Annotated in this window: 19 protein-coding genes; 2 read left to right on the forward strand and 17 right to left on the reverse strand. The window is 71.1% G+C overall.

From position 1 onward, the window contains the following. Nucleotides 1-16 precede the first annotated feature (16 nt). The 11 genes from rplV to rpsL form a co-directional block, all read right to left on the reverse strand. The gene (gene rplV, locus ACLIRP_RS10715) at nucleotides 17-376 is read right to left on the reverse strand and encodes a 50S ribosomal protein L22 (protein ID WP_412060440.1); all 360 of its coding nucleotides are present in this window, start codon (nucleotides 374-376) and stop codon (nucleotides 17-19) included. A 68-nt stretch (nucleotides 377-444) separates the two neighbouring features. Continuing rightward, on the reverse strand, nucleotides 445-723 hold the full coding sequence (rpsS, locus tag ACLIRP_RS10720) for a 30S ribosomal protein S19 (protein WP_412060441.1): 279 nt from the start codon (nucleotides 721-723) through the stop codon (nucleotides 445-447). 6 nt (nucleotides 724-729) lie between these two features. Further along, nucleotides 730-1,560 carry a 50S ribosomal protein L2 gene (gene rplB, locus ACLIRP_RS10725; RefSeq protein ID WP_412060442.1) on the reverse strand — a complete coding sequence of 277 codons (831 nt, stop codon included), beginning with the start codon at nucleotides 1,558-1,560 and terminating at the stop codon, nucleotides 730-732. Between the two features lie 54 nt (nucleotides 1,561-1,614). Next, the gene (rplW, locus tag ACLIRP_RS10730; RefSeq protein WP_412060443.1) at nucleotides 1,615-1,908 is read right to left on the reverse strand and encodes a 50S ribosomal protein L23; all 294 of its coding nucleotides are present in this window, start codon (nucleotides 1,906-1,908) and stop codon (nucleotides 1,615-1,617) included. Nucleotides 1,909-1,910: 2 nt separating this feature from the next. Further along, a complete protein-coding gene (gene rplD / locus ACLIRP_RS10735) occupies nucleotides 1,911-2,567 on the reverse strand; it encodes a 50S ribosomal protein L4 (RefSeq protein WP_412060444.1) in 657 nt (218 codons plus the stop codon). A 4-nt stretch (nucleotides 2,568-2,571) separates the two neighbouring features. Further along, nucleotides 2,572-3,195 carry a 50S ribosomal protein L3 gene (gene rplC / locus ACLIRP_RS10740; RefSeq protein ID WP_412060445.1) on the reverse strand — a complete coding sequence of 208 codons (624 nt, stop codon included), beginning with the start codon at nucleotides 3,193-3,195 and terminating at the stop codon, nucleotides 2,572-2,574. 57 nt (nucleotides 3,196-3,252) lie between these two features. After that, nucleotides 3,253-3,561, reverse strand: a complete 309-nt coding sequence (rpsJ, locus tag ACLIRP_RS10745) for a 30S ribosomal protein S10 (protein WP_412060446.1) — start codon at nucleotides 3,559-3,561, stop codon at nucleotides 3,253-3,255. A 73-nt stretch (nucleotides 3,562-3,634) separates the two neighbouring features. After that, nucleotides 3,635-4,822 carry an elongation factor Tu gene (gene tuf, locus ACLIRP_RS10750; RefSeq protein WP_412060447.1) on the reverse strand — a complete coding sequence of 396 codons (1,188 nt, stop codon included), beginning with the start codon at nucleotides 4,820-4,822 and terminating at the stop codon, nucleotides 3,635-3,637. Nucleotides 4,823-4,885: 63 nt separating this feature from the next. Then, nucleotides 4,886-6,985: an elongation factor G gene (fusA, locus tag ACLIRP_RS10755; protein WP_412060448.1), complete on the reverse strand. Its 2,100-nt coding sequence runs from the start codon at nucleotides 6,983-6,985 to the stop codon at nucleotides 4,886-4,888. 79 nt (nucleotides 6,986-7,064) lie between these two features. Next, complete coding sequence (gene rpsG / locus ACLIRP_RS10760; RefSeq protein WP_412060449.1) at nucleotides 7,065-7,535, reverse strand: 30S ribosomal protein S7; 471 nt, start codon at nucleotides 7,533-7,535, stop codon at nucleotides 7,065-7,067. A 95-nt stretch (nucleotides 7,536-7,630) separates the two neighbouring features. After that, the gene (gene rpsL, locus ACLIRP_RS10765; RefSeq protein WP_412063707.1) at nucleotides 7,631-8,002 is read right to left on the reverse strand and encodes a 30S ribosomal protein S12; all 372 of its coding nucleotides are present in this window, start codon (nucleotides 8,000-8,002) and stop codon (nucleotides 7,631-7,633) included. A 368-nt stretch (nucleotides 8,003-8,370) separates the two neighbouring features. On the opposite strand from rpsL, the gene ACLIRP_RS10770 reads away from it, so the two are divergent. Then, nucleotides 8,371-11,403 carry a T9SS type A sorting domain-containing protein gene (locus tag ACLIRP_RS10770; protein WP_412060450.1) on the forward strand — a complete coding sequence of 1,011 codons (3,033 nt, stop codon included), beginning with the start codon at nucleotides 8,371-8,373 and terminating at the stop codon, nucleotides 11,401-11,403. Between the two features lie 162 nt (nucleotides 11,404-11,565). Here the strand turns inward: ACLIRP_RS10770 and ftsH are convergent, their stop codons facing one another. From ftsH to ACLIRP_RS10800, 6 genes are all read right to left on the reverse strand, one after another. Further along, nucleotides 11,566-13,671: an ATP-dependent zinc metalloprotease FtsH gene (gene ftsH / locus ACLIRP_RS10775; protein ID WP_412060451.1), complete on the reverse strand. Its 2,106-nt coding sequence runs from the start codon at nucleotides 13,669-13,671 to the stop codon at nucleotides 11,566-11,568. A gap of 94 nt (nucleotides 13,672-13,765) precedes the next feature. Continuing rightward, nucleotides 13,766-16,915 (reverse strand): SPOR domain-containing protein, encoded by a 3,150-nt coding sequence (locus tag ACLIRP_RS10780; protein WP_412060452.1) that lies wholly within the window; start codon nucleotides 16,913-16,915, stop codon nucleotides 13,766-13,768. Nucleotides 16,916-17,078: 163 nt separating this feature from the next. After that, a complete protein-coding gene (locus tag ACLIRP_RS10785; RefSeq protein ID WP_412060453.1) occupies nucleotides 17,079-17,564 on the reverse strand; it encodes an NfeD family protein in 486 nt (161 codons plus the stop codon). 34 nt (nucleotides 17,565-17,598) lie between these two features. Beyond that, nucleotides 17,599-18,963, reverse strand: a complete 1,365-nt coding sequence (locus tag ACLIRP_RS10790) for an NfeD family protein (protein WP_412060454.1) — start codon at nucleotides 18,961-18,963, stop codon at nucleotides 17,599-17,601. A 150-nt stretch (nucleotides 18,964-19,113) separates the two neighbouring features. Further along, nucleotides 19,114-19,893 carry a L,D-transpeptidase family protein gene (locus ACLIRP_RS10795; protein WP_412060455.1) on the reverse strand — a complete coding sequence of 260 codons (780 nt, stop codon included), beginning with the start codon at nucleotides 19,891-19,893 and terminating at the stop codon, nucleotides 19,114-19,116. Between the two features lie 87 nt (nucleotides 19,894-19,980). Continuing rightward, nucleotides 19,981-20,742, reverse strand: coding sequence for an HAD family hydrolase (locus tag ACLIRP_RS10800; protein ID WP_412060456.1), 762 nt, complete (start codon nucleotides 20,740-20,742; stop codon nucleotides 19,981-19,983). A gap of 110 nt (nucleotides 20,743-20,852) precedes the next feature. On the opposite strand from ACLIRP_RS10800, the gene ACLIRP_RS10805 reads away from it, so the two are divergent. Further along, complete coding sequence (locus ACLIRP_RS10805) at nucleotides 20,853-21,359, forward strand: hypothetical protein (RefSeq protein WP_412060457.1); 507 nt, start codon at nucleotides 20,853-20,855, stop codon at nucleotides 21,357-21,359. The last annotated feature ends 2 nt before the right edge of the window (nucleotides 21,360-21,361 follow it).

The following is a 21,361-nucleotide window of genomic DNA, read 5'->3' on the forward strand; positions in this document are numbered from 1 at the left end:
AAGTCAGGGTGTAGGGTTACGCCTCGTCGCCGAGGTCGGGGGTACCGACGACGACCGTGAGGTGGCTGGAGCGCTTGAGGATCGGGTGGGCCCGGCCGCGCGAGACGGGCTGGAACCGCTTGATGACCGGGGCCTCGTCGACCATGATGGTCTTGACGATGAGCGCGTCGTCGTCGATCCGCTCGTCCTGGTTCTGGTCGACCAGGTTGCCGTAGGCGTCCTGGATGGCCCGGCGGACCATCGCGGCGGCCTTCTGGGGCATGAACTCGAGCGTCTCGATCGCCTTCTGGGCGTTCTTGCCCCGGACGACGTCGACCACGATCCGCATCTTGCGCGGGCTGATGCGGAGGTACCTCCGCTTGGCGATTGCTTCCATTGGATTAGTCAGGTTGGGGGTCGGTGGCCGGCGGCGGTCAGGGACCGGGCGCCGATCACCGAGGGCCCTTAGCGGCGGCGGTCCTTCTTGCCACCAGCGTGGCCTCGGAAGGTGCGCGTCGGGGCGAACTCGCCCAGGCGGTGGCCGATCATGTTCTCGGTCACGTAGACCGGGATGAACTGCTTCCCGTTGTGGACGGCGAAGGTGTGGCCGAGCATGTCGGGCGTGATCATCGACCCACGGCTCCACGTCTTGACGACGCGCTTTTTGCCGCCGTCGTTCATCTCCTCGACCTTGCGGCGGAGCTTGTAGTGGACGAAAGGTCCCTTTTTGAGCGAGCGTGCCATATTCGGTTACTTCTTCGCCTTGCGGCGGCGGACGATGTACTTGTTGGACGGCTTGTTCTTCTTGCGGGTCTTGAAGCCCTTGGCGTAGACGCCGGTCGGGCTCTTCGGGTGGCCGCCGGAGGACTTGCCCTCGCCGCCGCCCATCGGGTGGTCGACCGGGTTCATGGCCACGCCGCGCGTCTGGGGGCGGATGCCGAGCCAGCGCGAGCGGCCCGCCTTGCCGATGTCGATGTTCATGTGGTCCGGGTTCGACGTCTGGCCGATCGTGGCCACGCAGTCGACGGGGACGCGGCGAACCTCGCCGGAGGGGAGCTTGAGGTTGGCGTACTTGCCTTCCCGCGCGGTCAGCTGCGCCGACGTCCCGGCGGACCGGGCCATCTGGGCGCCCTTGCCGGGCTTCATCTCGATGGCGTGGACCGTCGTGCCGAGCGGGATCTCGCTGAGCGGCAGGCAGTTGCCCACGTCGGGCGACGAGCCCGGGCCCGAGAACAGCGTCATCCCGACCGTCACCTTGTCCGGTGCGATGATGTAGCGCTTCTCGCCGTCGGCGTAGGACAGCAGGGCGATGCGGGCGCTGCGGTTCGGGTCGTACTCGATCGTGGCGACGCGCGCGGGGATCCCGTGCTTGTTGCGCTTAAAGTCGATGATCCGGTAGCGGCGCTTGTGGCCGCCGCCGCGGTGGCGCGAGGTCTTGCGACCGTGGTTGTTGCGGCCGCCCGTCCGCTTGCGCGTGTCGAGGAGGCTCTTCTCCGGGGTGTCGGTCGTGATCGTCTCGAAGGCCGAGATCGACTTGTGCCGCTGACCCGGAGTGGTCGGCTTGAGTTTGCGGATTGCCATAGTGTAGAGGGCCTGCCTGCCGGCGGCGACCGCCGGCTTTGCGCCCTGGTGGGGTTATACGGACTCGTAGAAGTCGATCTCGCCGTCGGCGAGCGTCACGATGGCCTTTTTCCAGCCGGCCTGGCGGCCCTGGACGAGACCACGCTTGGTGGCCTGGCGGCGGCGCTTGCCGCGGACGACCATCGTCCGGACCTCCTTGACGGAGATGTCCGGGTACCGCTCCTCGACCGCCTTGCGGATCTCGAGCTTGTTGGCGGTCTTGGCGACGCGGAAGGTGTAGTGACGGCCCTCGTCGATGAGGCGCGTCGACTTCTCCGTCAGGACGGGAGCGATGAGGATCTCAGGCATGTCTAGGCGTCGGTGTCGGTGGCGGTGGCCTTCGTCGGGGGACGGAGGGCCTCCGTGAACGACGCGACGGCGCCCTCCTGGAGGAGGATCGTCTTGGCGTTCATGAGGTCGAGCGTCGAGGCCTGGTCGGCCGCGAGCACCTTGATGCCGGCGATGTTGCGGGCCGAGCGGAAGAACACGTCGTCGCGACCGTTCGTCAGGACGAGCGCCTTGCCGCCGCCGTTGTTCTTGAGCATCCCGGCGACCTCGCTCGTCTTCGGCACGTCCAGCTGGACGTCCTCGACGATGCGGAAGGCGTCGTTGTTGAGCTTGTGCACGACGGCGCTGCGCCGGGCGAGCCGCTTCGTCTTGAGGTTGACGCGGACCTTGTACTCGTGGGGCTTGGGCCCGAAGATGGTGCCGCCGCCCTTGCGGAGCGGGCTCTTGGCATCGCCGGCGCGGGCGTTGCCCGTGCCCTTCTGGCGGTACAGCTTGCGGCGGGACTTCGAGACCTCGCCGCGCTCCTTGGTCTTGTGCGTGCCCTGGCGGCCGGCGGCCTGGATGGAACGCACGTCGAGCCAGATGGCGTGGTCGTTCGGCTCGATGCCGAAGACGGCGTCGTCGAGCTCGACCGTGCGGCCGGCCTCGGCGCCCTCGCGGTTGTAGACAGTCAGTTTCATGGATCTAGGCCTTGCGGATCTCAACGATCCCGTTCTTGTGGCCGGGCACGGCCCCCTTGACGAGGATCAGGTTGTTGTCGGGGAAGGTGCGGACGATGCGGACGTTCTTCTGCGTCACGCGGTCGCCGCCGGTCCGGCCACCCATCTTGGTGCCCTTGAAGACACGCGACGGGTCGGACGCCTGCCCGATCGAGCCCGGGGCCCGCTGGCGGTTGTGCTGGCCGTGCGTGGCGTCGCCGACGCCCTTGAAGTTGTGGCGCTTGACGACGCCCTGGAAGCCCTTGCCCTTGGACGTGCCGGTCACGGCCACGCGGTCGCCCTCGGCGAACGCCTCGACCGTGATCTCGTCGCCGAGCGTCACGTCGCCGAAGTCGACGCCGCGGAACTCCACGACGTGGCGCTTGGCGGGGACGCCGGCGGCCTCGAAGTGGCCCTGCATGGCCTTCGTGGTGTGCTTCTCCTTCTTGTCCTGGTAGCCGATCTGGACGGCGCTGTAGCCGTCCGTGTCGGGCGTTTTGACCTGGGTGACGGCACAGGGGCCGGCCTCGATCACCGTGACGACGGTCTGCCGTCCGGAGTCATCGAAGACGCTTGTCATGCCGACCTTGCGGCCGAGAATCGCGCTCATTGAACCTGGGGTTAGTTAAGCGTGGGGCCGGCGCGGGCGCCGGCTAAGAGAGTCTGATCAGACCTTGATTTCGACGTGGACGCCACTCGGAAGCTCGAGCTTCATGAGGGCATCGACGGTCTTCGACGAGGTCGACAGGATGTCGATGAGCCGCTTGTGATCGCGCGTCTCGAACTGGTCGCGCGCCTTTTTGTCGACGTGCGGCCCGGAGAGGACGGTGTAGATCTTCTTGCGGGTCGGGAGCGGGATCGGCCCGCTCACGACGGCACCGGTCGACTTGACCGTGCGGATGATCTTCTCAGCGCTCTTGTCCACAAGGGTGTGGTCGAACGACTTGAGCTTGATCCGGATCTTCTGGTTCGCCATGAGTCAGGCTGGGTGAGTACGGCGGAAGCGGCCGTCAGGGAAGGTCCCGACGGCCGCTCCGTCCGTGTGTGCGTTAGTCGAGGATCTTGGAGACGACGCCGGCGCCGACCGTCCGCCCGCCCTCGCGGATCGCGAACCGGAGCCCCTGCTCCATGGCCACCGGCTGGATCAGCTTGACCGTGAACTGCGTGTTGTCCCCGGGCATCACCATCTCGACGCCGTCGGCCAGCTCGATGTCCCCCGTCACGTCGGTCGTCCGGAAGTAGAACTGCGGGCGGTACCCCTTGAAGAACGGCGTGTGCCGGCCGCCCTCGTCCTTCGACAGGATGTACACCTCGCACTCGAACTCCCGGTGCGGAGTCACCGCGCCCGGCTTCGTGAGCACCATCCCCCGCTCGACGGCGTCCTTCTCGATCCCCCGGAGCAGGATCCCCGCGTTGTCCCCGGCCTGCGCCGAGTCGAGGAGCTTCCTGAACATCTCGACGCCCGTCACCGTCGACGTCATCTTCGGCTCCCGGATCCCGACGATCTCGACCGGCTCGCCGACCTTGATCTGCCCGCGCTCGACCCGGCCCGTGACCACGGTCCCGCGCCCCGTGATCGAGAACACGTCCTCGACCGGCATCAAGAACGGCTGGTCGACCGCCCGCTCCGGCGTCGGGATGTAGTCGTCGACCGAGGCCATGAGCTCCTCGACCTTGGCGACCCACTCGGGCTCCCCGTTGAGGGCGCCCAGCGCCGAGCCCTGGATGACCGGCAGGTCGTCGCCCGGGAACTCGTACGAGTCCAAGAGCTCGCGGACCTCCATCTCGACGAGCTCCAAGAGCTCCTCGTCGTCGACCAAGTCGGCCTTGTTCATGAACACGACGATGTACGGCACGCCGACCTGGCGGGCGAGCAGGATGTGCTCGCGGGTCTGGGGCATCGGCCCGTCCGTGGCCGCGACGACCAGGATCGCCCCGTCCATCTGGGCCGCGCCCGTCACCATGTTCTTGACGTAGTCGGCGTGGCCGGGGCAGTCGACGTGGGCGTAGTGCCGGGCCTCGGTCTCGTACTCGACGTGGGCCGTCGCGATCGTGATCCCGCGCTCGCGCTCCTCGGGCGCGTTGTCGATCTCGTCGAACCCCTTGGCCACGCCGCCCGACTTCTCGGCGAGCACCTTCGTGATCGCCGCCGTCAGCGTCGTCTTCCCGTGGTCGACGTGACCGATGGTGCCCACGTTGACGTGGGGCTTCGTCCGCTGGAATTGCTCCTTAGCCATTGTTCTCTTGGTCTGGGTTGTGAGTCGGTGCGCTGGCGCTCGGCGACAGCGTGCGTGTGTGTGCTACGCGGCGGCCTTGCCGGCCGCGGCGATCTCCTCGGCGATGGCCGCCGGGACCTGCTCGTAGTGGTCGAACTGCATCGAGTAGATGGCCCGGCCCTGGGTGTTGGACCGGAGGTCGGTCGAGTAGCCGAACATCTCGCTCAGCGGGACGAAGGCGTCGACGACCTGCGCGTCGCCGCGCTGGCCCATGCCCTCGATCCGGCCGCGCCGGGACGAGAGGTCGCCGATCACGTCGCCCATGTACTCCTCGGGCGTGATGACCTCGACCTTCATGATCGGCTCCATGATGACGGGGCTCGCGCGTCGCGTCGCCTCGCGCATCGCCATCCGGCCGGCGATCTCGAACGAGAGCTGGTCGGAGTCGACGTTGTGGAACTTGCCGTCGTAGAGGCGGGCCTTGATCGCCTCCATCGGGTAGCCCGCGAGCGGGCCCTGGCCGAGCGCGCTGCGGATGCCCTTCTCCACCGAGGAGATGAACTCCTTGGGGATGGCGCCGCCCTTGATCTCGTCGATGAACTCGAGCCCCTCGGTGCCGGGCTCGGCCGGCGAGAACTCGATCTCGACGTGCGCGAACTGGCCGCGGCCGCCGGACTGCTTCTTGTGCGTGTAGGTGTGGTCGACCGTCTTGCGGATGGCCTCGCGGTACGAGACCTGCGGGTCGCCGACGTTCGCCTCGACCTTGAACTCGCGCTTGAGGCGGTCCACGATGATCTCGAGGTGGAGCTCGCCCATCCCGGCGATCAGGGTCTGGCCTGTCTCGTCGTCGGAGGTCACCTTGAAGGTGGGGTCCTCCTCGGCGAGTTTCTGGAGCCCGACGCCGAGCTTGTCGATGTCAGCCTTGGTCTTGGGCTCGATCGCGATCTTGATGACCGGCTCGGGGAAGTCCATGGCCTCCAGCACGACGGGCGCGTTGGGGTCGCAGAGCGTGTCGCCCGTCTTGGTGTCCTTGAGCCCCACGATCGCGCAGATGTCGCCGGCCTTGACCGACTCGACGTCCTCGCGCGTGTTGGCGTGCATGAACAGGAGGCGACCGGCGCGCTCCTTCTTCTCCGTCGTCGCGTTGATCAGCGCGTCGCCCTTGTTGAGCGTGCCCGAGTAGACGCGCGCGAACGTGATGCGGCCGACGTAGGGGTCGGTCGCGATCTTGAAGGCGATGGCCGCGAACGGCGCCTCCGGGTCGGCCTCGCGCGTGACGATCTCCTCGGTCCGCGGCTTGTGGCCCTCCATCGGCGGCACGTCGTGCGGCGAGGGGAGGTAGTCGATGATGCCGTCGAGCAGCTGCTGGACGCCCTTGTTCTTGAAGGCGGACCCGCAGAAGACCGGCGTGATGTCCATCGAGATGACGGCCTCGCGGACGGTCGCCTTGACGACGTCGACCGGGAGCTCCTCGCCCTCGAGGTACATCATCAGGAGCTCGTCGTTGTGCTCGGCGACCGCCTCCAGCAGCACGATGCGCGCCTTCTTGGCCGTCGGCTTGAGGTCCTCGGGGATGTCGACCTCGTCCCAGGTCGAGCCCTGCGTGGCGTCGTCGAAGATGAACGCCTTGTTGGAGATCAGGTCGATGTGGCCGCGGAAGAGCTCGCCGTCGCCGATCGGGATCTGGACGGGCACGGCGTTCGCGCCGAGCCGGTCCTTCATCATCTGGACGGCGTTCTCAAAGTTGGCGCCCGTCCGGTCCATCTTGTTGACGAACGCGACGCGGGGGACGTGGTACTTGTCCATCTGGCGCCAGACCGTCTCGGACTGGGGCTCGACGCCGCCGACCGAGCAGAACAGCGCGACGGCCCCGTCGAGCACGCGGAGCGAGCGCTCGACCTCGACCGTGAAGTCGACGTGGCCGGGCGTGTCGATGATGTTGATGCGGTGGTCCTTCCACTCGGCCGTGGTCGCGGCCGAGGTGATGGTGATGCCGCGCTCCTTCTCCTGCTCCATCCAGTCCATCGTGGCGCCGCCCTCGTGGACCTCGCCGATCCGGTGCGTCTTGCCGGTGTAGTACAGGATGCGCTCGGTCGTCGTGGTCTTGCCCGCGTCGATGTGCGCCGAGATCCCGATGTTGCGGGTCTTGGTGAGCGAGTAGGTCTTGCCGGTGATGTCGGACATGAGGGTCGTCGGTTCGGTGGGGGGAGCCGAGAGAACGGGCCGGCCTCTGCCGGGGGCAGAAGGGCCCGTGACGGTCTGGTTAGAAGCGGGCGAAGTGGGCGAACGCCTTGTTGGCCTCGGCCATGCGGTGCGTGTCGTCCTTCTTCTTGACGGCGCCGCCCTCGCCGCGCGAGGCGGCGATGAGCTCGGCCGCCAAGCGGTTGGCCATCGACTTGTCGCCGCGCGACTTGGCGTACTGGAGGAGCCAGCGGAACGCCAGCGACGTGCGGCGCTCGGGGCGGACCTCGATCGGCACCTGGTAGGTCGCGCCGCCGACGCGGCGGCTGCGGACCTCCACGAGGGGGGCCGCATTCGTCAGCGCCTGGCGGAAGACCTCGACGCCGGGCTCGCCGATGCGCTCCTCGACCAGGTCGAAGGCGCCGTAGACGAGGCCCTGGGCCACGGACTTCTTGCCGTCACGCATGACGGCGGCGATGAACTTGGCGACGGTGACGTCGCCGTAGATCGGGTCCGGCGTGGGGATCCGCTTTTCTGCTTGCTTCCTGCGCATGGGGTCGGGAGGTCGGTAGGTCGGGTATTCGGTGGGTCCGCGAGCGGGGCGGCGCAGAGCGCGCCGCGCCTCCGTCCGCGGGGGAAACCGACGTACTACTTGGGCTTCTTGGCGCCGTACTTCGAGCGGCTCTGGCGACGGTCGGCGACGCCGGCCGTGTCGAGCGCGCCACGGACGATGTGGTACTTGACGCCCGGGAGGTCCTTGGCGCCGCCGCCACGGACGAGCACGATGGAGTGCTCCTGGAGGTTGTGGCCCTCGCCCGGGATGTAGGCGATGACTTCGTAGCCGTTGGTGAGGCGGACCTTGGCGACCTTGCGGAGCGCGGAGTTCGGCTTCTTCGGCGTCGTCGTGTACACGCGGGTGCAGACGCCACGGCGCTGCGGGTTGCCCTGGAGCGCGATGGCCCCGGAGGTCTTGCGCTTCGGGGTGCGGCCCTTGCGGACGAGTTGGTTGATCGTAGGCACGGCGGTGCGGGCGGGTGGGGCGCGGGGCAATCCCGCGCGGCGAGTCAGGACCCACAAAGTACCCGGCACCAGGGCCGACCCCAATGCCGGGACCTTCACAAAGGCGAGGCGGAACGGCTCCAGCGCCCTCCAAAGGGCGAAGCTTCTGTGCAGACCGACCACTGGTCTAGTTCAGAGTACCAGGTTTACCATTGCCTCCACACGGAGCTCGCCAGCCCTCCGCCCTCTCCTCTCAGCCGCCGCGGCCTGCCCCTTTTGCGTCACGCCATAGGGTAGTCCGTTTGCACCAAGACCCCCTGGGGAGGGAGGCCTATGTTTTCACGCACACACCGCGCACATCCACGCGCGCGCGACGTACTCTGTCCTTGATGTCTTTGCGCCTCCTCCGACTCGCCCTGTCTCTGGCCGTCGTGGCCGCCCCGCAGGCGGTGCGTGCGCAGTCGCCGAGCGACTTCGACGCCCCCTACGAGCGGCTGGCGCTTTCGGAAACCCAGACGCGGGTGCTGGCCAACCGCCGGGCCATCTTCCTCGACCCGGGGCGGCAGGACGGCACGCCCGAGGCCGATCCGCTGCGACCGCTCCAGTGGGAGGTGCTCTACGGTCAGATGCGGACGGCCGCCGAGGACGTCCGCTCGATGCCCTCGGCGGAGGCGCTCGCGGCCACGGCGGCCACCTTCCGGGCCCGCCGCCAGCTCCCGATCGCGGTCGTCTGGCAGCCGTTCGACTTTATCGATCAAGCGGCGGTCGACGACGGCCGGCTGCTCGTCGACGAGTCCGGCCCCACGCCCCAGCTCTACCGCCCCGACACCGACGGCTTCTCGGCCGCGAGCCCCTACCAGCAGGCGTCCGTCTTTGCGGCGGGCGCGCTCTACGGCGGCGACCTCTCGGCCGCTCTCCACGGGCCCGTGGCGGTCGGCGCCACGCTCACGCTCGTCCTCCCGCGCAACCTGTTCGTGGTGCCGGCGGGCTGGGCCCGCCCCGCGTTTGTGGAGGTGTTGGCCGGGAAGCGAGGCGCGACCCAAACCGTCGCGCTCGACCAGCCGTTCACGGTCTCGTTTGCGACGCCGGGCACCAAGTGGATCCGCTTGACCGCCGTCGTCGGCGGGGCCACGCGCCATGCGGCCTTCCAACTGGAGGTCCGCGAGCCCGGGCCGGCCCGGGCAGGGGCGCTGGAGAGCAGCGTGGGTGCGAGCCCGGCCGAGGCCTGTGCCACTCGGGCGGTCGAGTTCGCGTGGTCCCGCATCGTGTGCGGGGTCACCCCGGAGCCGTCTCTCCGCTGGCGCCCCCGGCGCCGCTACGCGACGATCAACGACCACTACCACGGGCGAAAGTCGGCGGACTACGACTACGGCGTCGTCTACTCCCCGTACAACTTCTCGGGTCGGCTCCGCCGCCCGATCGTGATCGTCGGCGGGTACGACTCGATGGAGGACGCGGGCCTGGACGACCTCTACCGCCAGCTCGTCCAGTTCGACAACCCCGAGACGACGGGCCCCGTCGTCGAGTTTGACCAGGCGCTGCTAGAGGCCGGCTACGACCTGGTCTTCATGGACTACGCCGACTCCCACGACTACATCCAGCGCAACGGGCTCGCGCTCGTGGACCTTCTCCGGCGTGTGCAGACGGAGGTCGACAGAAACTCGCAGGGCGAGGAGATCGCGGGGGTGATCGGGTACAGCATGGGCGGGCTGGTGGCCCGGTACGGCCTGGCGTACATGGAGTCGATCGGCGAGGACCACGGCGTCGGCCTGTTCGTCTCCTACGACACGCCCCACCAGGGCGCGCTGATGCCGGTCGGGTTGGAAACGCTGCTGGCGGACCTCTACGCCGTTCTCGACCGCGTCCTGGACGTGTCCGCGCTCTACGCCTCCGATGCCGACGGGCCGGACTTCGTCGAGCGTCGGCTCTATGGTCCGGCGCTCCAGCAGCTCCTCACCTTCTGGGCCGGTGCCGACGTGAACGCCTCCGACCCCCGCGCCGTGCGGACGCGGATCCGCCGGGACTTTTACGACGACCTCATGGCGGTCGGCGACTACCCGGAGCAGTTGCGTCGGGTGGCCATCTCGAACGGCAACGGGCGTGGACGCCGGCAAATCAAGGGTGACCCCAACGACCGCAACGGCGTGGAGCGGATGCAGCCCGCCGAGCAGACGTTGCTGGTCGAGGCCGGGCTCTCGCTGCTCTGGGGGGCCTTCGGCACGCGGATCGAACTGAAGGTCCAGAACGCGCCGGCGCCCGGTGGGACGGCGCAGGTCTATCGCCGCCGCGACGTAACCCGGTTCCTCGGGGTCCCGATCTATTCCACGGCCCAGCAGAGCACCCTCGCGCTCCCCAACCCCTACGATATCGTCCCGGGCAGCTATACCGAGACCTACAGCGTCATCCGCAAGCGGACCGGCGGCCGCGACACACGCGAGTCCCTGCTGGGCACGCTCGCCTTTACCTGGCTCGGTGCCGGCGCTTACTACGACGTGCGGGTCGACGCCGCCCGCCACGCGTTCGTCCCGACCGCGAGCGCCCTCGACTGGAACACCCGGGGCGGCTCGCGCGAGACGTTGGTCGCTTCCACGTTCCGGCGGCAGGACCTCTCCAGGTCCATCGACCGCACCACGACCGAGCGGCGCACCCCCTTCGACGCCATCCTCACAGCGGACGATCTGTACTTCGACAGCGGCGTCGGGCCGGAGAATCAGCCGCACCTGTTCGTCACCGAGGGCATCGAGGCGTTCGTGCTCGACCAACTCGGCCGGGAGGCCCCAGACCGCTCGGCGCCGTACATCCGGGCCCTCGTCACGGGCGCGGGGAGTCTCGAGGCCGGCGCTGCCGCAGCGTGGCGGGTCCACACCCGCCACGGGACGCCGCCGTTCACGTATCGGTGGAGCTGGCGCTACACCTGCGAGCCGTCCAACGACCCCGACGACGGCGCCGTCCCGACCTCGACGTGCGACGAGACGCTTCGCGACGGGGGCTCGGACGACCGCCTGAGCGCCACCCTGCCGGACCACGGCACGGTCCTCATAGCGGTCTCCATCGAGGACGCGGCCGGCCAGATGACGGAGGCCTTTAAAACGGTCTCGGTGACGTGGGCCCCGACGCCCGAGGCCACCCTCGCCCCCGCCGAGGCCGCGCGGACTGGCCTCCCCCTCGTGTTCGCGGCCCGCGTCACCCCGAACCCGTCGCGCGACAAGGCCACCCTGCGGGTCGACCTCCCGACGCCTGCCGACGTGACCGCCGAGGTGTACGACACGCTCGGGCGCCTCGTCCAGACGACGACGGGGGCTTACCCGGCGGGCTCGCACGCGCTGAGAGTCGAGACGACCGAGCTGGGCCGGGGCACGTATCTCTACCGCGTCCGCGCGGGGGCCGAGGTGACCTCGGGCACGTTCACCGTCCTTCGCTAGCGAGCGGCCGGCGCCCTCCCCCCCCCCCGCTCGCGTCGGCCGACGGGCACCCGGCCCCGCCGCGAATCGGGGCGGGCTTACGTGGGAGGTAGAGCCGCTGCCCCTGGCCGGGACGGCGCCCTCGGCTCAATCCTCGCTGACCGACACCCGCGCCACGGGCTGCTAGTCGCGCGAGGCGTCGGCGCTGGCGTCGTCGGCGAGCGGCGGCGCGTCCGTCGCGAGCCCGTCGCCCTCGGACGACGGCGGGGTCGACGAGGCCGGTCCCGGGGGCAAGTTGACCGGCTCGCCCTCGGCCGTCACCCCGACCTCATGTTCGGGGCGCGCATAGGGGCGGGGCCCGAGCACCTCCTTGAGGTCGTTCTCGTTGAGCACCTCCTTTTCGAGCAGCGCCTGCGCCAGCCGCTCCATGTCGTCGGCCCGCTCGTCGAGCAGCTCGCGCGTCTGGACCCGGACGTCCTCGATGATCCGCTTGACCTCGATGTCGATGCGGCGGGCGAGGTCCTCGGAGAACGGCTTGTTGAACTGGGGCTGGTCGCGCTGGCCGGAGAGGTTGAACGAGACGTAGCCGATCTCCTCGCTCATCCCGTAGTCGACCACCATGGCGTACGCCATCTTGGTGATCTTCTCGAGGTCGTTCTGGGCGCCGGTCGTGATCTGGCCGAAGATGATCTCCTCGGCGACCCGGCCGCCCATTGTCATCACCATCCGGTCGACGAGCGCCTCGCGCGTGTAGAGGTAGCGCTCCTGGGGCAGCGACTGCGCGTAGCCGAGCGCGGCCATCCCGCGCGGCACGATCGACACCTTGACGACGGGGTCGGTGTACTCGCGGAACCACCCGGCCACGGCGTGCCCGGCCTCGTGGTAGGCGACGATCCGCTTTTCCTCGGGACTGATGAGCTTGTTCTTCTTCTCGAGCCCGCCGATCACGCGGTCGATGGCCCGCTCGAAGTCGATCATCTCGACGGCGTCCTTCCCGTCGCGCGCCGCCAGCAGGGCGGCCTCGTTGCAGACGTTGGCGATCTCGGCGCCGGCGAACCCAGGCGTCTGGCCCGCCAGCAGCTCGACGTCGAGGTCGGGCGAGAGCGTCAGGTTGGCCGTGTGGACCTTGAAGATGGCCGCGCGCTCGCGGCGGTCCGGCCGGTCGATCAGGATCTGGCGGTCGAACCGGCCCGGGCGCAGGAGCGCCGAGTCGAGCGTGTCGGGGCGGTTGGTCGCCGCCATCAGGATGACGCCCTTGTCGGTGTTGAACCCGTCCATCTCGACGAGCAGCTGGTTGAGCGTGTTCTCGCGCTCGTCGTTGCCGCCCATGATGGAGCCGCGCCCCCGGCTTCGGCCGACGGCGTCGATCTCGTCGATGAAGATGATGCAGGGCGCCTTTTCCTTGGCCTGCTTGAACAGGTCGCGGACGCGCGCCGCGCCGACGCCGACGAACATCTCGACGAAGTCGGAGCCCGAGAGCGAGAAGAACGGGACGCCCGCCTCGCCGGCGACGGCCTTGGCGAGCAGCGTCTTGCCCGTGCCGGGCGGGCCGACGAGCAGGACGCCCTTGGGCAGCTTGCCGCCGAGCTTGGTGAACCGCTGGGGGTCCTTGAGGAACTGGACGACCTCCTCGACCTCCTCCTTGGCCTCGTCGAGCCCGGCCACGTCCTCGAACGTGATCGGCGCGCCCTCGGTCTGGTCGAACAGGGTCGCCTTGTTCTTGCCGATGTTGAGGACCTGCTGGCCCGGGCCGCCCATGCGGCGCAGGATAAAGATCCAAAAGACGGCGAACAGGCCGATCAGCAGCACCCACGACAGGATGCCGCTCCAGACGGACGACGTGTAGTCGGCCTGGAACTCGACGGGCGCGCGGTCGGCGGCGACCAGCTTCTCGTTGACCCCGGTGACGAAGTCGGTCAGGTCGTGGTCGTCGGGCTTGGTGGTCCGGAACCGGCGCGCGGCCGACTCGTCGGGCGCCCGGCCGAACGACGGCTCCGGCGCCGCTGCCTCCACGCGGCCCTCGGCAACGGCCTCCTCGGTGTACGTGCCGCGGATGTCGACGCGGTCCTGGACTTCGAAGGTCTCGATGTCGCCCGCCTCGAGCTGCTCGAGGAAGGCGGAGTAGTCGACCTCGGTCGCCCCGCCGGACCCCGTGAGGAACGTCTGGACGGCGAGGAGGAGGAGGGCGATGAGGACGAACAGGTAGAACGTCCCGAGCGACAGGCGCGGGCGCTTGCTGCCGTCGGGGCGCTTTCCGCCGTCGCGGGGGTTCTGGGGCACAGAGGGCATTCGGGGGCGCGGTCCTGCCCGCGCGTTCAGAGCAAAGGGGGGCGGTACCCGACCCTTCGGGAGGGGGTTCCGCGAGCCGTCGGTGCGCGACCGTCTAGAAGTCGTCGGCGGGGCGCTCGTCGTCGACGCCGGCCCCCGCGATGGCCTCGTAGTCGGCGAGGGGGACGACGCGGCCCCGGAGCTGCGCCCAGGCGGGCAACGCATCCTGAGCGGCCGACGCGGCCGCCTCGGAGGCGAACTGGCCGATGACGATGGCGTACGCGCCGCCGCCGGCGTCTCGGACGATGGCCGCCCGGTAGCCGGCGCCGGTGAGCACGCCAAGCATCGCCCCCCCCTCACTCGGGATCGACAACGACCGGACCTGCCACGTGTACCCGTCGCCCCCGGCCTCGACCGGATCGGCGCCCCGCAAGCCAGGGGCCTCCAGCAGCGGCCCCGTCTCCGGGAACGCGTCGGCGGCCTCTGGAGCCGTGTCGATCGCCTGTGGCGGGCCGGCCGCCAAGCTGTCGGCAGCGGGCTCCGCAGGGTCGGCGGCGGGCGGCACCGGCGGGACGGGGCTGGCCACCGTGTCGACGGCGGGGGCGGGCAGCCCGGCGACGAGTGCGTTTGCGCGGGCGGCGTACGGGGTCTGGGCGTAACGGGCGGCCAGCGCCTGGAGGTGATGGCGGAGCGTGAACGTCGTCGAGTCGACGGGGACGGCGCGCAGAGTGGGCGGGGGCACGGCCTCCTCGGGTGTCGCCGTGGCGGCCTCGGGGGGCGCTCCGGCCTCCACCGGGGCCGGGTCGGCGGCCTCGGGCTCTGGCTGAGCAGGTGGGGTCGGCCGCTGGGCCGCAGCGGTCTCCTGCCGGGCGCGCCCGGGCAACCGCTTGCCGGTGTCGAGGACGCGCTCCTCGATCTCCTCCAGCACCTCGGGCGCCCGGCGCTCCGGTTCGACGCGCGGCGCCCGGCGAGCGGCCGGCGCCTGCCGAGCCGGAGCGGCCCGCACCACCTCGCCCCGCGACACGGAGTCGGCGATGGCGCGCAGCAGGGGCGACTGGAGCGAGTCCGGGAGCGGCCGGGCCAGGCGCAGGGTGTCGCCATCGGCCCACTCCAGCAAGGCGATGGCAGCGCCGAGGTAGGCGCGTGGCGCGCCCGCCGCGTCGGGGTTGGCATCCCCGAGGGCCACCAGGTCGGTCGCGGCGCCGATCACGTCGCCAGCGGCCCACCGCGCGCGCGCGGCGACGTAGGCGGGCGAGGCGTCGGGGGCAGCAGGCTCGGTCTCGGCGGGCGCGTCCGGCGGCTCCAGCCCGAGCCGGATGCGCGAGGCCCGGCCCAGCGCCAGCGTGTCGGCGGCGGCGACGGCCTCGTAGTACGGCCGTGCGGCGTCGTCGCGCCCGGCGGCCCGCTCGATCTCCGCCAGCGCGTACTGCGCGCGGACGGCGACGGGCAGGGTCGGCGTGTCGGCCAGGATCGAGCGGTACAGCGCGGCGGCCGTGTCGGCGCGGCCGAGCGAGAGGAAGAACGCGTTCGCCAACTCGTAGCGGAGCGACGCGAGGTCGGTGATCAGCTCGGAGCGCTTCTCGGGCGTCCGGGGCACGCGCGTCATGTCGAGCGGCGGCGGGCCCTCGCCGATCTCGAACCCGCCGGTCTCCGTCCCGACCACGCCGCGCGCCGCGGCGATGTCGCCCGCCTGCGCGGCCGCGCGGCGGCGCCAGTTGGGGACGAGGGGGCGGTCGCCCCAGGTCTGCTCGAAGGCGATCAAGCCCGCCTGCACCGAGGTCGGCGAGCGGTACGACAGGAAGCCGACGTCACCGCCTTGCCCCGGCGTACCGGGCGTGCCGGCCGTGGCGCCCGTGCCCCGGCCCGGCTGAACGACGCCCTCCCCACCGTCGTCGAACGAGCCGCCGCCGGAGCCCGAGAAGGCGGCCGCCGTCCGGGCCGCCTGGAGCCGGCGCTGCTCCTCGCGGTAGACGCGGAGCCGCTCGGCCTCGATGGACGCGATCCGCGCCTGGAAGTCGGCCTCGGAGAGCGCGCCGAGCGCGAGCAGCGAGTCGGTCTCGGCGATCTGGCGGGCGGCACTCGCGAGCGTCGCGTAGACGCGGGCCTGCTCGGTGACGCGGAGCAGCGCCCCGGCGGCGGGCCGGACCTCCGGGGCCGGGGCACGCACGACCGTCGCGGCGGAGTCGAAGTGGGCCGAGGCGCGGACGAAGTCGTCGCGCTGGTCGCGGTAGAACTCGCCGAGCCGGTAGTGGGCCTCGCCGGCGACCGACCGCCCGTTGAGCTCCTCGTCGTAGAGCACGGACCGGAAGAGGCGGTACGCGCGGTCGGGCTCGCCGGCCGCCGCGCGCAGGCGGGCCTCGACGAGCGCCAGCTCGCCGCGCCGCTCGTAGTTCTTGTCGTCGCCCCGCATGTCGCGGATGATCTGGAGCCCCTCCGCCGGCCGCTCGGCCGACAGCCCGATCACGAGCGCCCGGTTGACGCGCGCGGCGTAGCCGAGCTCGTAGGCCGGCTTGCGCGAAAGCGCCTCGGCGTACGCCGCCGCCGCCTCGTCCCAATTCGCCGTGTGCTCCTCGACCTGGCCCAGCAGCACGTACGCCCGGGCGGCCACGTCCGCGTCGCCCTCGGCCGGCGCCCCGGCGAGCAGCGCCTCGGCGGCCTCGTCCCAGCGCTCGGCGCGCGCGTAGAGTTCGCCGAGCGCGAGCTGCATCCGGGCCGTCCACCGGCGGTCGCCGCCCTCCGACGCCAGCCCCTCTTCGAGCACGGTCACGCCCTCCTCGAAGCGGTCGGCGGCGGCGAACGTGCGGCCGAGCCAGAACCGGGCCTCGTCGCCGAGCCGGCGGTCGCCCGCGGCCTCCGCCGCCGCGAGCGTCTCCCGAAACTTCTGCTCCGCGCCCGCGAAGTTGCGCTGGTAGAAGTAGGCCTTGCCGATGACCAGGAGCGCGTCGTCGGCCCACTTCGAGGTCGGCCGGTTGCGCAGCAGCTCGGCGCTCTTGTCGATGGCGTCCTGGAACGGGCCCGAGGTCGAGCCCGCCGTGGTCGCCGGGAAGACCGACACGAGCGCGTTCCGGTCCAGCGTCACGGCCTGCCGCTGCAGCGCCTCCTCCCCGCTGTCGAGCGACCGGGTGGCGTTGTAGTACGTGTTGTAGTACGCCCGGAAGTTGTTGTAACGGCTGTGCAGCGCGGTGCCGGGGCGGCACCCCGACAGCGCGCCGGCCCCGAACAGGGCGGCGACGAGACACAGACGGACCGGCGGCGCGAAACGCATCGATACCTGAGGCGGGACGAAGACTGCGGGGTAGCGGAGGGGCCGGTCGGTCGGGGGGCTCGTGTTCGGAGAAACTACGCCCCCGGCTCGGGGGCGCCAGGGCACGAACGGGGCGCCAGCGCCAAGCGTGTGCGCCGTCCGCCGACTCTGTGCGAAGGCCGGGCTACGCCGAGGCGTCGGCGCGGACGAGCACGCGGCGGCGGTCGAGGGCGACCACGCGGACGCGGCTCCCCGCGGCCACGAACGAGCCCTCGGTCTCGACCTCGACGCGGACGCCGCCCAGCTCGACCACGCCGCCGGGCCGCAGCGGCGTGATCGCCACGCCGGTCTGCCCCAATAGCCGCGCGCGCGACTCCGTCTCGACGGCGTCGGCGTCCGCGTCGCGGCGCAGGCTGTCGGACAGGATGAAGCGGTCCCAGGCGCCGGTCTCGTACAGCACGTAGCCCACGCCGCACGCGGTGATCACGGTCGCCGCAAGCGCGCCGAGCCCGCCGGCCACGCCAAACTCGACGAACGCGATGACGATGCCGACGGCCGCCCCTAGCACGCCCGCCACGCCGACCACGTTGAGCCCGGGCACGACGGTCACCTCGACCACGACGAGCGCGAGGCCGACCAGGATGAGCGCGACGGGGACCAGCAGTTCCATGAGGGCAACCTAGGGACGGGCACACGCGTGTGCCCTATGCGACCTCGCGGACGACGACGACGGCGCCCCGCGCGCGCACGACCTCGACGGCCGCGCCCGCCGACACGAACCCGCCCTCGGACACGACGTCGACGCGCCGGCCGTCCACCTCGACGGTGCCCGACGGACGCAGACCCGTCAGCGCGGTCCCGGTCCGGCCGACGAGGTCGGCGCCGAGGTCGGCGGACGTGTAGCCCTCGGCGGCGGAGAGTTCGGGCGCCAGCACCAGTCGGTTGAGGCGTTCGGAGCGGGGCAGCATCCGGCCGAGCGACATCGTGAACAGGACGAGCAGCACGAGCGCCGCCGCGAGCGTGGTCGTGGCACGCGCGATCTCGCCGTCATCCGGAAACTTGAACCCGACGTTCGGGACCAGGGCCACCAGGAGCGCGCCGAGCACGAGGACGAGCCCGGCGATGCCGAACACGCCGAAGCCGGGCGTCACGAACACCTCGACGAGGAGCAGCCCGACCCCGACGGCGAAGAGCGCGATCTCCCAGCTCTCGACGAGCCCCAGCAGGTAGTGCGGCGCGAAGAACAGCGCGGCCCCGACGAGCGCGACGGCGCCCGCGAACCCGACGCCCGGCGTCTGGATCTCGAAGTACAGCCCGCCCATCATCATCATCAGGAGGAGCGACGCGAGCACGGGCGAGCCCAGAAAGCGCAAGACCTGCTCGGCGCGCGTGGCCGCGTGCGGCGTCTGCTCGCGGTCCGCCAGCCCCAGCGCGTCCACGACGGCGTCGGTCGACGGCAGCACGGCGTCGGCGATGCCGAGCGCCAGCGCCTCGTCGGACGAGACGGTCAGCAGCGTGCCCTCCTCGACGACGCCAGGGATCGAGAGGCGCTCGTCGACCATCGCCTCGGCGATCCGGGGGTCGCGGCCCGTCGCCTCGGCGGTCGCCCGCATCAGCCCGCGCGTGTAGCTCTGAATCTTCTCCGGCGCGTACTCGCCGGTCTGGTTGACGGCGGTCGCCGCGCCCATCGAGGCGCCGGGCACGAAGACGATCCGGTCGTTCGCGTAGGCGATCAGCGCGCCCGCCGAGGCCGCGTTCCGGTCGATGACGGCGACGGTCGGGACCTCGCTCGACAGGATCGACTTGCGGATCTGGTCGGCCGCGTCGAGGAGGCCGCCGAACGTGTCGATGCGGAAGACGACGACCGCGGCGTCTGCGTCGGCGGCGTCGGCGAGCGCGCGGTCGACGTACGACGCGAGCGCATTGTCGATCATCCCGTCGATCGTGACGCGGAAGACGGGGCCGTCGCCGGTCTCGAGCGCGAGGTCGGTGGGCTGGGCGAGCGCGGGGCCGGCGGCCAACGTTAGCAGAGCGAGGAAGCCGGCGAGGGCCGTGCGGAGGGCGGTCATCGGTGTGCGGGATCGGTTTGGCGAGGTACGACCTCCGTGCGGCCCGTGTTGCGCAGAGAGACCGGGCCGGGCCACCTCGGCGCCGACGCGAGTCCGCTCGCCGACAGACGGCCTCGCGGGCGCCCCTCTCCCCTCCCCGACCGGCCCGAGCTACGGCTCGATGACGACCGGCGTCCCGACCTCGACGTAGGCCCACAGCTCGTCCATGTGGACGTCGCGCAGGGCGACGCAGCCGCGCGTCCAGGCGCGGCCTCGGCCCGAGCCGTGGCCATGGATCTCGATGAGGCCGCCGAGCGGCGTGCCCATCGGCGGCTCACGCCCCTCGGCGTCGGCACGCAGGATGGTCTGGTACTGGGCTGGCGTGATGATCCCCTCCGACAGCCCGCGCGCGGCGTGGACGGGGCCGGGGTAGCTCAGCACGAACGCTCGGTAGTAGCTCGAATTGGGGTTGCGGCGCGTCACGTAGAAGGTGCCCTCGGGGATGCGGTACTGGTCGAGCTCCTCGCGGCGCGAGCGGCGCACCTTGTCCTCGGGGCTGACCGACACGTCGGCGGGGAGCGTCCGCAGCAGCTCGGCACCGCGGTACACGAACGTGGTCCGCTCGCTCTTGTCGACCCGGATCCAGACGTTCGACAGCGCATCCGCCGGGACGTAGCCGCGCACGTCGTCGGCCTGCACGAGCCGCCAGTCGCCGACGGCGTCGAGCACGCGGACGCCGGCGCGCGTGCGCAGCGACCGGACGGCCGGCGCGCCCGCCTCGGGCCGCTGGCGGACCGTCGTGCCTGCCCCGATCACGTAGTACGCGGGGGCGGCCTCGACGTCGTAGAGGTCCTCGGGCACCGCCCGCTCGGCCGTGAACCCGCCGCCGTCGGCCTGGGCGAGGGCCGCGGGGGCGGCGACGAGCAGGGCGAGGACGAGGAGGCGGGACATGAGGCGCGGGGACGGGCCGAAGGTATCAAATGGGGGCCGGGCAAACGACGTGCCGCCCGGGCCGCGGGCGCTCCGCCAACGCAGCGTCTACGGCGATTCGTCCGCGACGCCGTTGTGCCGGAGGCAGGCGCGGTACGCGTCGAGCACGCCGTCGAGGACGGCGCCAGCCGTGACCACGTCCGCGGCGGCCTGGGCGTCGGGCGAGCCGTTCGAGGGCGCGAAGCCGAGCCCGGCCGCCACGATCGCGGCCGCGTCGCCGTTCGTGTCGCCGATGAACGCCAGCGACTCTAGCCCGACGCCCTCGGTCTCGGCCAGCCACCGCAGCGCCTGCACTTTCGTCAGCGCGCGCGGCACCACGTCGACCGAGTACGGCGTGTGATACGCGACCAGCTCCGGGGCCGTCGCGGCCACGAACGCCTCGATCTCGGGCAGGAACGTCTCGCACTCGCCCACGACGGGGCTCACGATGCCCGCCTGCGAGCGCTTGCCGTAGTCGTACGAGACGGTCTCGGACCGGCCAATGACCTCCGCCAGCAGGAACGCGCGACACGCCGCGAGGTCGGCCTCCGTCTTGGCGTCGAGGGCGGGATTCCACGTGATGCGCGCCAGATCGAGGTCGAACCGCCCGCCGCCGCTCTCGAACAGCGCCGGCCCGCCGAGCGCGAGCGCTTGCGCGGTCGCCTCGACGTAGGCGTACGAACGGCCGGAGCAGATCCCGACGTGCGGGTAGCGGCCGTCGGTCGCCGCACGCGCGCCCCAGGCGCGGAGCTGGCGGAAGCCGTCGAGGCGGAAGGGGACGTAGGGCTCGCTGAGGCAGCCGTCGATGTCGGCCAGGAAGAGTCGGATCACGGGTCGATCGGGGGGGCACCCACAAGGTCGCCGGTCTCGGCGACGGGTAGTGCGAACGGACCAGGGATCCGCGCGCCACGCCGCCTCACTTTGGGCATCCCCCTTAGCCGATGCGCACCCCTCTCCTGCTCGCCCTCGTGCTCCTCACAGGCTGCACCACCTCGCGCGTGGTCGACCTGTCCGCGACGTCGACGCGTGCGGAGGTGAACGGCCGCGCGGAGCGGGGGTATCCGGTCGTCCACCTCGTCGGCGAGCGGGGCCGCCAGGTCCGGTCGCTCCACGTCGCCCCGGACGTCACCACCTGGGTCGACAAAAAGACGGGCGAGTCCCGGTCGGCGCCGACGGCGGATGTGGAGGCGATCGCGTTCCGCCGAGATGGCCTGGGCGCGTTGCAGGGGACTGGCATCGGGGTCGCCGTGGGCGGGTTCCTCGGGGCGTGGATGGGCACGCTCGACGGGAACGGAACCCTCACCTACACGCCCCTCTTTGGGGCCGTCTTGGGCGCGGTGGCTGGCGTCGAGATCGGCGCGATCGCCGGGGCCATCCGCTCCGACCGGTTCGTGTACGAGGCCGATCGGTGCCCCGGCGTGCCGCTGGCGTGCGCCGCCGGTCCGTGAGG

It is taken from the genome of Rubrivirga halophila (assembly GCF_046845755.1).
GTDB lineage: Bacteria > Bacteroidota > Rhodothermia > Rhodothermales > Rubricoccaceae > Rubrivirga.